General features: G+C 68.2%; 11 protein-coding genes. 3 read left to right on the top strand and 8 right to left on the bottom strand.

Annotated elements, in window-relative coordinates; all coding sequences use genetic code 11:
• Positions 1–61: 61 nt before the first annotated feature.
• Entirely contained in the window at positions 62–847 is a 786-nt protein-coding gene (locus L0M17_RS13970; protein WP_241054670.1) for a sortase family protein, read from the top strand.
• Between the two features lie 29 nt (positions 848–876).
• Positions 877–1,893, top strand: coding sequence for a hypothetical protein (locus tag L0M17_RS13965; RefSeq protein ID WP_241054669.1), 1,017 nt, complete (start codon positions 877–879; stop codon positions 1,891–1,893).
• A gap of 42 nt (positions 1,894–1,935) precedes the next feature.
• Here the strand turns inward: L0M17_RS13965 and nhaA are convergent, their stop codons facing one another.
• The 4 genes from nhaA to L0M17_RS13945 form a co-directional block, all read right to left on the bottom strand.
• Positions 1,936–3,327 carry a Na+/H+ antiporter NhaA gene (gene nhaA / locus L0M17_RS13960; RefSeq protein WP_241054668.1) on the bottom strand — a complete coding sequence of 464 codons (1,392 nt, stop codon included), beginning with the start codon at positions 3,325–3,327 and terminating at the stop codon, positions 1,936–1,938.
• 152 nt (positions 3,328–3,479) lie between these two features.
• Entirely contained in the window at positions 3,480–3,701 is a 222-nt protein-coding gene (locus L0M17_RS13955; protein ID WP_241054667.1) for an SCO4848 family membrane protein, read from the bottom strand.
• Positions 3,701–4,204, bottom strand: coding sequence for a DUF2505 domain-containing protein (locus tag L0M17_RS13950; RefSeq protein ID WP_241054665.1), 504 nt, complete (start codon positions 4,202–4,204; stop codon positions 3,701–3,703). Before L0M17_RS13950 ends, L0M17_RS13955 begins: the two co-directional genes overlap by 1 nt.
• Positions 4,205–4,263: 59 nt before the next feature.
• Positions 4,264–4,725 (bottom strand): VanZ family protein, encoded by a 462-nt coding sequence (locus tag L0M17_RS13945; RefSeq protein WP_241054663.1) that lies wholly within the window; start codon positions 4,723–4,725, stop codon positions 4,264–4,266.
• Between the two features lie 92 nt (positions 4,726–4,817).
• On the opposite strand from L0M17_RS13945, the gene mfd reads away from it, so the two are divergent.
• The gene (mfd, locus tag L0M17_RS13940; protein WP_241054662.1) at positions 4,818–8,501 is read left to right on the top strand and encodes a transcription-repair coupling factor; all 3,684 of its coding nucleotides are present in this window, start codon (positions 4,818–4,820) and stop codon (positions 8,499–8,501) included.
• Positions 8,502–8,613: 112 nt separating this feature from the next.
• On the opposite strand, the gene L0M17_RS13935 is transcribed toward mfd, so the two are convergent.
• From L0M17_RS13935 to L0M17_RS13920, 4 genes are all read right to left on the bottom strand, one after another.
• The gene (locus tag L0M17_RS13935; RefSeq protein ID WP_241054660.1) at positions 8,614–8,988 is read right to left on the bottom strand and encodes a putative endonuclease domain-containing protein; all 375 of its coding nucleotides are present in this window, start codon (positions 8,986–8,988) and stop codon (positions 8,614–8,616) included.
• 870 nt (positions 8,989–9,858) lie between these two features.
• Positions 9,859–10,092 (bottom strand): hypothetical protein, encoded by a 234-nt coding sequence (locus L0M17_RS13930; RefSeq protein ID WP_241054659.1) that lies wholly within the window; start codon positions 10,090–10,092, stop codon positions 9,859–9,861.
• Positions 10,093–10,124: 32 nt separating this feature from the next.
• Positions 10,125–10,853 (bottom strand): deoxyribose-phosphate aldolase, encoded by a 729-nt coding sequence (gene deoC, locus L0M17_RS13925; protein WP_372498023.1) that lies wholly within the window; start codon positions 10,851–10,853, stop codon positions 10,125–10,127.
• A 192-nt stretch (positions 10,854–11,045) separates the two neighbouring features.
• Positions 11,046–12,221, bottom strand: a complete 1,176-nt coding sequence (locus L0M17_RS13920; RefSeq protein WP_241054658.1) for a uroporphyrinogen-III synthase — start codon at positions 12,219–12,221, stop codon at positions 11,046–11,048.
• Positions 12,222–12,322: the final 101 nt, after the last annotated feature.

Raw genomic sequence — 12,322 nt, 5'->3', positions numbered from 1 at the left:
GAATACTCATTTGCCATGGCTGGGGATAGCAATACTGAGGGGAAAAATGCGCCGGCGGGGAATGCGAGGGAAAGGCTCGGGGTGGTGGGCCCGTATTGCGGCCCTCGGCCTCGCAGTCGCCCTCGCGGTGTTCGCCGGCCTGCACGGTCTGGGGGACCGGGAGCGGCAGGAGCTCCGAGCGCAGGCAGCGCAGCAGCTGGCGCAGTCTGCAGATGGGGTGGCCTCTGCCCCTGCCGCTTCTTCTTCCCCGACTTCGCCCGCCCGGAGTTCGGGCGCCTCTCCCAGCCCCTCGTCGTCGGCCGCCCGCTCGCCCAAGGCAGCGGGCGCGACGTCGTCTGCGGCGCCTATGAGGTCCGGGACTCTTACGAGTGCCGCGCTTCTGCCCGCGGCCCTGCCTCCGCGCCACTTCGCGTGGCCAGCGGCCGGTCTGAACGTCGACATCGTGCCCATGCCATGGACTGCCAGCCAAACGGTCGACCCGCCGCTCGACGTCAACGGATTCGATCCGGTGGGGCACTGGCTGGTCGGGACGGGGGAGTCGGCGGCCGTGCGGCCCGTGGTCCTGGCGGGACACACGTGCCATCAGCAGGTGGCTCTTTGCACCGATGCGACGTTCCCCTTCAACCGCCTGAGCTATTCCGGTTGGGCTGTGGGGCAGCCTGCCTCAATCACTGAGGCGAACGGGAGCGTCGTGGACTGTGCCCTCGCGGACCGCAGGATCGTCGACAAGTCCAAGGCTTTTTCCTTCGCGAACGATCCCTGCCAAGTTGTTCTCTTTTCCTGCAATTACGACAATCCCGACGCGCAGATCGTCCTGCTGACTTTCCGCTGCGGGCAATGCACGTGAAACACGGAGATTGAAAGGAGCGGTCTTCCATGCCGCCGATTCGCACCCGCAAGATGAATTATGTGACCAGTCTCTTCGCCGTGGGGGCAAGCGCCTTCTTCGTGGCGGGGGCCGCGACGAGTCCGGCGCTTGCTGCGCCGTCGTCCAACAGCGGCAGCGACAAGATAGCCGTCTGCCACCTGACGAGGTCGCAGTTGCACCCTTACCAGTACCAGGAAGTGGCGATGAGCTCTCTTGCCACCTACCACGTTCAGGGTAAGTATCCTGGCGACATCTTCCCCTCGTTCAGCTATGTCGACAAGGGGAACATCACCACCGTGGCGGGGCAGAACTGGACCACGGCAAACCAGGCGATCTACGCGGCCGGCTGCGTCGTCGCGACCCCGAGCCCCACGCCCAGTGTGACCCCGGTGACCACGCCGAGTGCTGATCCGACGAGCGAGGTGCCGTCGGCTGGCCCCACGGACGATCCGACGAGCCAGGTGCCGTCGGCTGGCCCCACGGACGATCCGACGAGCCAGGCGCCTACGGACGATCCGACGACCCAGGCGCCTACGGACGATCCGACGACCCAGGCGCCGACGGCGGGTCCAACCAGCTCCGCCTCGCCGAGTGGGACGCCCTCGGCCAGCACGTCCCCGGCGCCTGTCACGAGCAAGACCCCAGGCCAAGGCAACACAGGCCAAGGCAACACAGGCCAAGGCAACACTGGCCAGGGCAACACTGGCCAAGGCAACACTGTCGCCCCGGCTCGGGTCCAGTCGGAGCAGCCGTCCCAGTCGGCCAACGCCGTTCAGCCGGCCCAACCGGTTCAGCCGGCCCAACCGGTCCAGGCAGTCCAACCGGTCCAGGCAGTCCAGCCAATCCAGGCAGTCCAGCCAGTCCAGTCCGTGCCGTCCGAAGTGAGCATCAGTGCCCAGACGGCAGCGGGCGCCCCGGCACCGGATTACACGACGTCGAATGCGCTCTTCGCCTCGGGAGCGCTCATGCTCGTGGGGGCCTTCGTCCCGAAGCTCGCGGGACGGCGGCGGGGACGGCACTCGTAGGATGTGCTGCTGATGTGTTGCTGTCAGTGCTGTTGGTGACGGCTACCGGGCGTCTTCGTTCCCGAAGGCATCCGGTACGCCGTCGCCGTCGGCGTCGAACGTCTCCAGCGTTGCGAGGCGCCGGTAGTGCCGGTTGCGGGCGCGGAGGACGACGGCGGCGAGCACGGCCGCGGTGAGCGAGCCCGTGAGGATGGCGACTTTGGCATGCTCGTCGTGCAGTGTGCCCTCGCCGAAGCCGAGTCCCGCTACGAGCAGCGACACGGTGAAGCCCACGCCCGAAAGCAGCGCGAGGCCGAAGACATCCACCCACGCGAGGTCGGGGTCGAGTTCGGCGTGGCGGCTCTTCGTGACGAGCCACGTGGAGCCGAAGACGCCGAGGGCCTTTCCCACGACGAGGGCGAGGACGATGCCGATGGTCACAGGGTCGGTGAGTGCCGAACCGACCCCGTCCGCGCCGCCCACGCGAACGCCGGCCGAGAAGAAGGCGAACACGGGCACCGCGACTCCCGCGGAAAGCGGCCGGAACCGCTGCTCGAAATGTTCGGCGAGGCCTGGTCCGGCTTCGGGGCCGCCGGCCTTCTCGCTCCGGATCACCGGGACGGCGAAGCCCATGAGCACCCCTGCAACCGTCGCGTGGATTCCGGACGCGTGGACGAGCGCCCACGTGAGCACCGCAAGCGGAAGCAGGAGGTACCACGAGCGCACGCGCCGCTGGACGAGCCACGTGAACACGGCGAGCGGCACGATCGCGAGCGCGAGGAAGACCAGATTGAGGCCGCTCGCGTAGAAGAACGCGATGATCGCGATCGCGATCAGGTCGTCGACGACCGCGAGCGTGAGCAGGAAGGTCCGGAGCGCCGCGGGCAGATGCGTGCTGATGACGGCGAGCACAGCGAGAGCGAAGGCGATGTCCGTCGCGGTGGGAACGGCCCAGCCGCGCAGCGCGTCCCCGGCGCTCTGCTCTGTACCCAGGGCCACGTTGGCGAGCGTGAAGATGATGGCCGGGAGGGCTACGCCGCCGCACGCGGCGACCACGGGGACGATCGCGGTGGAGGGCCGGCGGAGATCACCGGCGACGAACTCTCGTTTGAGTTCAAGGCCTGCGACGAAGAAGAAGATCGCGAGCAGGCCGTCAGAGGCCCATTTGCCGAGGCTCAAACTGAGGTGCCATGGCTCGTACCCGAGGTGGAGGTCCCGGAAGTCGAAGTAGCCGGACGACCAGGGCGAGTTGGCCCATACGAGCGCGACGACGGTCGCTGTGAGAAGCAGGGCGCCGCCGACGGTCTCCTTGCGGAGGACCTCTGTGATCCGGCGATACTCGGAGAAACTGCCCCGGGCCAGGCTGCGGAGCCGCGAGTGCGCTGAGTGCGAGTTTGGCGAGTGGGAGTGCCGTGAGTGGGAGTGCGGCGAGTGGGTGCGCCAACGGGGGACCATGAGGGCCTCCTGTCCGTGAAGTCAGTCGAGCTGTTCGCCGACCAGACTTCCCGGCACACCTAGACCATCGTACCCACCGAGGTCCTCGTAGCCATCGCCCGCCCCGCGGCCGCAGGGGGCGGCGGCGGAGCGGGCGGGGGAGCTAGCTTGCCCTACACGAACAACGTCCTGACGCCCACGACCGCGACGGCCACGCCGAGGGTGACCGAGATCGCGACCAGGTACATGTGGACGGTGAGGAAACGCGTCGCGCGCCCCGACTCGTCGCGGGCCCGCGGATCCTTCATGACCCGGCGCAGGAACTGGGGCCACACGAAGATGCTCCAGACGCCAGCCACTACGAGGAGCCAGGAGAGGGCTGCGGGCAGCTGCATCAGACGATCTCGCCTGCGAGCCAGGCGGCGGCCTGCGTGGCCTCGATGTTGAGCGCCTTGCCCACGAACGGTTCGGCGGCCTGGGCGATCTTGCCGCCGAGCAGGGGGATCGAGCTCGTGACCGCGCCCGAGAGCTCGATGCGAGTGCTGGCACCATCCGCGACGAGGCGCTGCGCGGCGGTGGCCTCGACGGGAGCGCCGGCGACCTTGACGGTGATGTTGGCCTGGCGTGAGCTGTCGGCCTCGGGCGCGCCCCACGTCTCGACCTGAGTGACGCTGACGTATTCGCCGACGAACTTCTTCGCGAGCTCGGGGAGCCGCCCGGTCGGGACCTGGCGGACGATCGTCGCGGTGAAGGCGCTCGCGGTGTCGCCGTCGACCGTGATCGACTCGAGCTTGCCGCCGACAAGCTCGCTCACGTGACGCTGGAACGCCTCGTCCGCGAAGACAGCGACAATCTGCTCGACCGGGTAGTTCAAGGTGGTGGTGGCTTCGAGGGCCATGGAGTCCTTCCAATCTGCCTGGGCTCAGACGCCCCTGGGGGATGGGCGCCCTGACCATCCTAGAGGGAGCGGCGCGGCCTCCGGGTCCAGAGAGCCGCGAGCCCGGCCCCTATGAAGGCGCCGCTCGTGTTCGCGAGAACGTCCAACACGGAGCCAGTCCGCTGCGGGAGGAAGAGCCACTGCGAGAGTTCGACAGCGGTCGAGACCGAGCACGCCGCGACGACGGCCCATCGCACGCGGGAGCCGAACAGGACGGCGAGAACACCGAACGGGACGAAGAACGCCACGTTCGCGAGCCATTCGAAGAGGTTGTAGCCGAACCACAGGGGAACACCATGCCGATGAAGCCAGACGAACATGTGGGCGAGCGTTCCCGCAGCGGGCCGATCCACCGGCGTCGGCCAGAACACGACGCCGGCGACGAACGCGAGGTACGCGGCGCCGACGATCCGCAGGGCCACACGGCGGCGGGCCGAGCCTGCCCGTGGCGAATCGCGGGAAGTGGCGGAGGGGGCGTCCATCCGCCCATCGTAGGCGTCCGGGCCCGGGGTAGGCTTAACACATTCCCGGGCTGCTCCTCAGTTCCGGGTTTCTGTGCTGCCCTGGAGGTTTTGTGTCGTCAGATATCCAGCTCACCGGGTCGCTTGATGTCCTCCGTCCTGCGTCACTCGACGGGCTGCGGCGCGCGCTGGCAACGGATCCGACGGTTGCCCGACTCCGCGACTACGCGTCGAAGCCCGCGGGTCGGCGCAGCCAAGACCTCCAGGTCGCCGCCCCCGCGGGCATGCGGCCCGTGATCATCGCCGAGATCCTCGACAGCTTGCCTGAGGGCGACGGCGTGCTGCTCGCGGTGACTGCGACCGAGCGCGAGGCTGAGGACCTCGTCGACGCGCTCGGCGCCTACGTCGCGCCCGGCACTGTGGCGCTCTTCCCGAGCTGGGAGACCCTTCCCCACGAGCGGCTCTCGCCGCGGTCCGATACCGTCGGGCGCCGCCTCTCCGTCCTCCGCCGGCTGGCCCATCCCGAATCCGAAGGGCGGAACTCGGCAGAGTCCGGGCGCAAGCCGCTGCGCGTCGTCGTCGCCCCTATCCGCGCGGTGCTGCAGCCCCTCGTCGCCGGGCTCGGCGACCTCGCCCCCGTATTCCTCGCCGTCGGTCAGGACGAGCCGTTCGACGGCGTCGTCCGCGCGCTCGCGGCCGCTGCCTACGCGCGCGTCGACATGGTGACCCGACGCGGCGAGTTCGCGGTCCGCGGCGGGATCATCGATGTGTTCCCGCCGACCGAGGACCATCCCGTCCGCGTCGAGTTCTTCGGCGACGAGGTCGAGCAGATGCGCTGGTTCGCCGTCGCCGACCAGCGCTCGCTCACCGGGCCGCACGTGCATCACCCCACCGTCCTGTTCGCCCCGCCCTGCCGTGAGCTGCTCATCACGCCGTCGGTCATGAGCCGCGCCGCAAGGCTCAAGGGCCATCTCCCGGCCGCCGAGGACATGCTCGAGAAGATCGCGGGCGGGATCGCGGTCGAGGGCATGGAATCCCTCGCCCCACTGCTGGTCGACGCAATGGTCCCGTTCGTCGAGGAGCTGCCCGAGGGCTCGGTCGCGCTCCTCCTCGAGCCGGAGAAGGTGCGGACGCGCGCCCACGATCTGGCCGCGACCAACGACGAGTTCCTCGCCGCGGCATGGGCCACCGCGTCCGACGGCGGGGCGGCACCGCTCGATCTGAGCGTCGCCGCGGGCGCGGGCCAGGATCCGGACGAGCATATGGGCCGCCTCGAGGACGCAAGCTTCGCCTCGCTCGCCGACACTCGGGCTGCCGCCGTGGCACGCTCCGTCTCTTGGTGGTCTGTGACATCTCTGGGCGTCGACGAGGAGACCGTGCTCGATATCGACGTCCTCTCGATCGCCGCGCGCGAGCCACGGGGATACCGCGGGGACGTTGCCGAGATGACCGAGTTCATTGGGTCCCGCGTCGCGGACCAGTGGCGCATCGTCGTCGCGACCGACGGCCCAGGCCCGGCCCAGCGGCTCGCCGAGCTGTTCCACGACGCCGGGATCCCGTGCAGCCGGGTCGAAAGCCTCGCCCGCGAGCCCGAATCCGGCATCATCGAAATCACGACCGCGACGGCAGGCAAGGGCTTCGTCCTCGACGGACTCAAGCTCGCGCTCCTCACCGAAGCGGACCTCCTGGGCCGTGCAAGCGCCGCGGGGACCCGCGACATGCGCAAGATGCCCTCGCGCCGTCGCAATGCCGTCGACCCCCTCCAGCTCCATGCGGGCGACTTCGTGGTGCATGAGCAGCACGGGATCGGGAAGTTCGTGGAGCTCGTGCAGCGGCGTGCGGGTGCAGGGACGGATGCTACGCGCGAGTACCTCGTCCTCGAGTACGCGCCGTCGAAGCGCGGTGCCCCGGGGGATCGGCTCTTCGTGCCCACGGACCAGCTCGATCAGGTGACCCGTTACGTCGGGGGAGACGCCCCAGCCCTGTCGAAGATGGGCGGCGCCGACTGGGCCGCGACCAAGTCGAAGGCCAAGAAGGCCGTCAAGGAGATCGCAGGCGAGCTCATCCGCCTGTATTCCGCGCGGATGGCCTCCCGCGGGCACGCGTTCGGCCCCGACACGCCTTGGCAGCGCGAGCTCGAGGAGGCGTTCCCGTACATCGAGACGCCGGACCAGCTCACGACGATCAACGAGGTCAAGGCGGACATGGAGCGGGACATCCCCATGGACCGCCTCGTCTCCGGCGATGTTGGCTACGGCAAGACCGAGATCGCGGTGCGCGCCGCGTTCAAGGCCGTCCAGGACGGGAAGCAGGTCGCGGTCCTCGTGCCCACCACGCTGCTCGCCCAGCAGCACCACGAGACGTTCTCCGAGCGCTTCTCAGGCTTCCCGCTGCGTGTCCGCGCGCTGAGCCGGTTCCAGACGGGGTCCGAAGCGAAGGACACCGTCGAGGGGCTCAAGAAGGGGACGGTCGACGTCGTGATCGGCACGCACCGCCTGCTCTCGAAGGAGGTCGAGTTCAAGGATCTCGGCCTCGTGATCGTGGACGAGGAGCAGCGCTTCGGGGTCGAGCACAAGGAAGCGCTCAAGAAGATGCGGACGAACGTGGACGTTCTCGCGATGTCCGCGACGCCGATCCCGCGCACGCTCGAGATGTCGCTCACCGGGATCCGGGAGACGTCCACGCTCGCAACGCCCCCCGAGGAGCGCCACCCTGTCCTGACCTACGTCGGCCCGTACACGGACAAGCAGGTCTCGGCCGCCATCCGGCGTGAGCTCATGCGCGAGGGCCAGGTGTTCTTCGTCCACAACCGCGTCTCGTCGATCGAGAAGACTGCCGCCGCCGTGCGCGAGCTGGTTCCCGAGGCCCGGGTCGAGGTTGCGCACGGGCAGATGTCCGAGGGGCGCCTCGAGCAGATCATCGTGGACTTCTGGGAGAAGCGCTTCGACGTCCTCGTCTGCACGACGATCATCGAGACCGGCCTCGACATCTCGAACGCGAACACGCTCATCGTGGACCGGGCCGATTCCTACGGGCTGTCACAGCTCCATCAGCTGCGCGGGCGCGTGGGCCGTGGCCGCGAGCGCGCCTATGCCTACTTCCTGTATCCCTCTGAGAAGCCGCTCGGCGAGGTGGCGCTCGAGCGGCTCAAGGCCGTCGCGGCGCACAACGAGCTCGGTGCGGGCATGCAGCTCGCCATGAAGGACCTCGAGATCCGCGGCGCGGGCAATCTCCTCGGCGGCGAACAGTCCGGCCACATCGCAGGCGTCGGCTTCGACCTCTACATCAGGCTCGTCGGGGAGGCCGTCGCCGACTTCCGCGGCGAGTCCGAGGAGAAGACCGCCGAGATGAAGATCGAGCTGCCCGTCAACGCGCACCTCCCGCACGATTACGTGCCGGGGGAGCGGCTGCGGCTCGAGGCGTACCGCAAGCTCGCTGCCGTGAACGACGACGCCGCCATTGCCGAGGTCATGGACGAGCTCACCGACCGCTATGGCGAGCCCCCCGCGCCCGTGGAGAACCTCGCCGCCGTCGCCCGTTTCCGGGTGCGTGCCCGCTCGGCCGGCCTCACCGACGTCGCCCTTCAAGGGAACATGGTGCGGTTCGCGCCCGCCGAGCTTCCTGAGTCGAAGCAGATGCGGCTCACGCGCATGTACAAGGGGGCACAGTACAAGCCCGCGCTGAACGCCGTCCTCGTGCCGAAGCCCAAGACCGCGGCGATCGGCGGACGCGACCTGCAGGACAAGGAGATCCTCGACTGGGCCGATCAGGTGGTGACCGCCATCTTCACCGACTGACCGTTTCGGGTACGCCAACTCCCCCTCCTGGCTGTTTCGGGTACGCCAACTCCCCCTCCTGGTCGTTTCGGGTACGCCAACTCACCCTCCTGGCCGTTTCGGGTACGCCAACTCACCCGCGATACCCGTGTTCGCGGAGCGCATCGAGCACGAGTTTCACGATGTAGGCCTCGCCTCGGGCCATGTCGTGCTTGGTGATCTTGACCTGGTTCCAGCCTGATGACCTCGTTCGCCGATCGCGCCAAGCGTCCATGGCGATCTGCTCCGGGGCGAGGTGGTGCTCACCCTCGTATTCGAGCGCGGTCCGGTATTCGACATTCCCTAGATCCACCCAGATTGTCCCTGCCCAGGGATCGACGACGGGGCAATTAGGGATGAAGCGAGGGAGGCCTGCCCTCTCGAGGATCTGCCGCAAGTACGACTCAGGCGGCGAATCGACCCCGACCGCGAGCAGTTCGAGAGCAATGCGTCCGCGGCCGAGTCCCACGACACGATGCCTGCTTTCGACAAATGAGCGCAGGTCCGAAAGACGGACTAATGCTGTGCGGGGATGGAATGTCCGTTCATGTTCGGACACCAGATATTCACCGGCCGCGATGACATCGTCCATCGTTAGCTTCCGCATTCCGCAGAGATCGAGCCAAGTTCTCTCTGGCGTGGTCACCCGAGTGCCCGAGACCGTCGTGATCTCGTCATTTTTCAGCCGAAGTCGGTGACCCCGGATTTCCGGGCGCCGAGGCTGGCCAAGACGACCTGTTGTACCTGGACGGTCGTCGGCGGCCCGCGAGAGATCGATAAAGGTGGGATCCTCAGCCCACCCCGGAAGCGGTATCTGGTGAACCATGGCGGCGCTCAAGTGGCTCAATGCAGTGGTCTCGTGAATTGCGGTGTAGGGACGAGCCAACTGAAGCATGTTTTGGACCGCTAATTCGGGGACTCGAATTCCCCTGCTCGGTCGGAGGAGGTCTTGATCCTCGAGTCGGCGTCTGCTGACGCCGAGGCTTATGGCCTCCTCGACGGTGAACGACGACTTCCGGAGCTGATCGGGAAGGGGCTCTTGGGACGACATGGCCCCCATTCAGCCACAATCGCTGCCCCCTTGCGTTCGGTTATCCACAGCTTCGAATTCTCGGGTACAGATACTCCCTGTGGAGGAGTAATCCGATCGACGGGAAGAGGATTGGGAATGCGAAAAGCCCGGCCGAAACTCTCGGCCGGGCTTTCTGTACCCGAAACGGGTGGGAGGGGGATTAGCTGTACCCGAAACGGGTGGGAGGGGGATTAGCTGTACCCGAAACGGGTGGGAGGGGGATTAGCTGTACCCGAAACGGGTGGGTGGGGGGGGGGGGGGGGGGGGTTACTTGCGGTGCTCGCTGCCGGAGTCGGAGCGGCCGATGAACGTCATCGGGATGAAGAACGCGCCCGCGAAGCAGAGGATGAGGGCGGCCATCGGCCACACGTTCGTGAAGTCGAGCCACGAGACGGCAACAATGCCAGCAACGAAGATCGCAGCCATCACGACGAAGATGATGATGTTGCCGATGAGCGGGTTCTCGTTCTCGATCGGCCGGTTCTTGGCGTTCTCAGCCATGCTCTCTCCTCAAGTCCTAGTACGTCCGGCGCTCAGTATGATCCGGCGGCTGCGCTGCCGGTCACAATGGCCACACCGGAGCTCGCGCCGATCCGGTTGGCACCCGCTGCAATCATAGCCCGCGCGTCCTTGAGGGTTCGCACGCCACCCGACGCCTTGACGCCGATGTGCGGCCCCACCGCGCGCCGCATCAGGGCGACGTCCTCGACCGTTGCCCCGCCGCCGTTGAAGCCGGTCGAGGTCTTGACGAAATCCGCGCCCGCCTCAACCGCGGCTTCGCACGCGAGCACCTTCTGCTGGTCAGTGAGCAGCGCGGTCTCGATGATCACCTTGAGGATCGCCGAGCTGCCGTGCACGGCCTCGGCGACGGCACGCAAATCATCGACGAGCGCCCCGCGGTCGCTCGCCTGGGCAGCGGCGAGGTCGACGACGACGTCCACCTCGTGCGCGCCGTCGAGCGTCGCCCCCCGCGCCTCGTAGACCTTGACATCGGTAGGCGTTGCACCGAACGGGAACGCCGCCACCGAGCACGTCAGCACCCCGCTGCCCCGAAGCGCCTTCGTGGCGGTCTTGACCCAGATCGGGTTCACGCACACAGACTTGAAGCCGTACTCCACCGCTTCGCTGCAGAGCCGCAGGATGTCCGCTTCGCTCGCCGTCGGCTTGAGCAGGGTGTGGTCGATGAATCCGGCGATGTCGGCGGGGCTCAGGGCGCCAACGCCGGAAGAAACAGGCCCAGGAGACACAGGCTCGGAAGACACAGCGGCGTCCTTTCGAATCGGGTCTTCCCATACTGGCACACGGCGCGGGCCCGGACGGGAAGCCCCACCTACTGCCGCTGGGCCCACTGCCGCCGGGCCCACTGCTGCCGGACCGAATGTCGTTCGCCCGGCCAGTTGCCGCGCACCCTATTGCCACGCACCCCATTGCCGCGCACCCTATTGCCGCGCACCCTATTGCCGCTCCACGCGCAGCCGATACCCACGCTTGACCACGGTCTGCACCAGATCGGCGGACGGCAGGGCATTGCGGAGGCGGTTGACAGCCATGTCGAGGGCGTGGGTCGAGCCGGTCTGCGACAGGAGCCTGGCGAGGGCATCCCGTGGCACCACGGCACCTCCGGCGTCGAAGAGTGCGCGGAACAGCAGCATCGCGGCCGGCGGGAGGCACAGCTCCTCGCCCGCGACTGTTAGCGTGCGCCCGCGGAGTTCGACCGGCCCCGAGGGTGTCTCGAGCCGGCGGACCTGGCGCCGCGCGAGGTTGTCAGTCACGAGCTTGATGAGGGCGCCCATCCGGAACCGGTCGGGCACCCAAGGCCGCAGCCCGGCGGCTTCGAGGGGCGCGGCTGTGACGGGCCCAACGGCGGCGGTGGCCACGCGCTGGCGGAACGCAGCGAGGAGCTGGGCGTGGAGGCCGAGCTCGTGCGCGGCGCTGAACAATGCGTCGACAGCGGGCGCGCTCGTGAACGTGACCACGTCGAGCTCGCCCGCGCAGACCGCTTCGATGAGCCCCTCGAGCCGGTCCTCGCCCTCGGGCCGCACCCACCGGTACGGGGTGACGGTGATGAGTTCGGCGCCGGCTCGGCGCAGACGCTCGAGCTGAGCGCCATCCGTGTAGCCATGGAGCTGGATGACGACCCGCTTGCCGTCGAGCCGGCCGCCCCCGTCGCGAAGGACGAGGTCGACGAGCGTCGCCGTCGTCTCGTCGTGCGAGATGCCGACGTCGGCGAGTCCCGCCGCCCGGACCGCACCACGTGCCTTGGGTCCCCGCACATAGAGCGAAGCCGAGGTCAGCACCGCTTGGAGGTCGTCGCCGAGCCCGGCCGCGTCGGCCACGTCAAGCCATCGCCGCATGCCGTAAGCCGTCGTGACGATGCAGATGTCGGGACGCACCGCGATCGTGCGCCTCGTGTCCTCGATGACGCCGAGGTCTTGGTCGACGGGCGCGATCGTGAGGACGGGCGCGTGCAGCACTTCGGCGCCACGCCGCTCGAGCGCCTCGATAAGGTCCTCCGCGCGCCGGTGGGCCGTCACCCCGACTCGAAAGCCCTTGAGCAGGGTCTCGAGCTCGGCCCCGCGCGTCAAGGCCTCTTCCGCCGGCACAGCGCTCTCCGCCGGCACAGCGCTCATCGCCGGTGCCGCTCCCTTCATCGTTGGTTCACCAGCCGCTGATTGATCAGCCATCTACTCGCCCGTCCTCGGTTCACAGTCCCCTCCATCGTCCCAGCCCG

Origin of the sequence: Sinomonas terrae, from assembly GCF_022539255.1 — a bacterium.
GTDB classification, from domain to species: Bacteria; Actinomycetota; Actinomycetes; order Actinomycetales; family Micrococcaceae; genus Sinomonas; species Sinomonas terrae.
This window is presented reverse-complemented; position numbering and strand designations above follow the sequence as displayed.

Excerpts from the sequence above, each read along its gene's own strand:
- L0M17_RS13920 (WP_241054658.1), bottom strand. The coding sequence starts at position 12,221 with ATGAGCGCTGTGCCGGCGGAGAGCGCTGTGCCGGCGGAAGAGGCCTTG.
- L0M17_RS13945 (WP_241054663.1), bottom strand. The coding sequence starts at position 4,725 with ATGGACGCCCCCTCCGCCACTTCCCGCGATTCGCCACGGGCAGGCTCG.
- L0M17_RS13970 (WP_241054670.1), top strand. The coding sequence starts at position 62 with ATGCGAGGGAAAGGCTCGGGGTGGTGGGCCCGTATTGCGGCCCTCGGC.
- nhaA (WP_241054668.1), bottom strand. The coding sequence starts at position 3,327 with ATGGTCCCCCGTTGGCGCACCCACTCGCCGCACTCCCACTCACGGCAC.
- L0M17_RS13965 (WP_241054669.1), top strand. The coding sequence starts at position 877 with ATGCCGCCGATTCGCACCCGCAAGATGAATTATGTGACCAGTCTCTTC.
- L0M17_RS13955 (WP_241054667.1), bottom strand. The coding sequence starts at position 3,701 with ATGCAGCTGCCCGCAGCCCTCTCCTGGCTCCTCGTAGTGGCTGGCGTC.
- L0M17_RS13950 (WP_241054665.1), bottom strand. The coding sequence starts at position 4,204 with ATGGCCCTCGAAGCCACCACCACCTTGAACTACCCGGTCGAGCAGATT.
- L0M17_RS13930 (WP_241054659.1), bottom strand. The coding sequence starts at position 10,092 with ATGGCTGAGAACGCCAAGAACCGGCCGATCGAGAACGAGAACCCGCTC.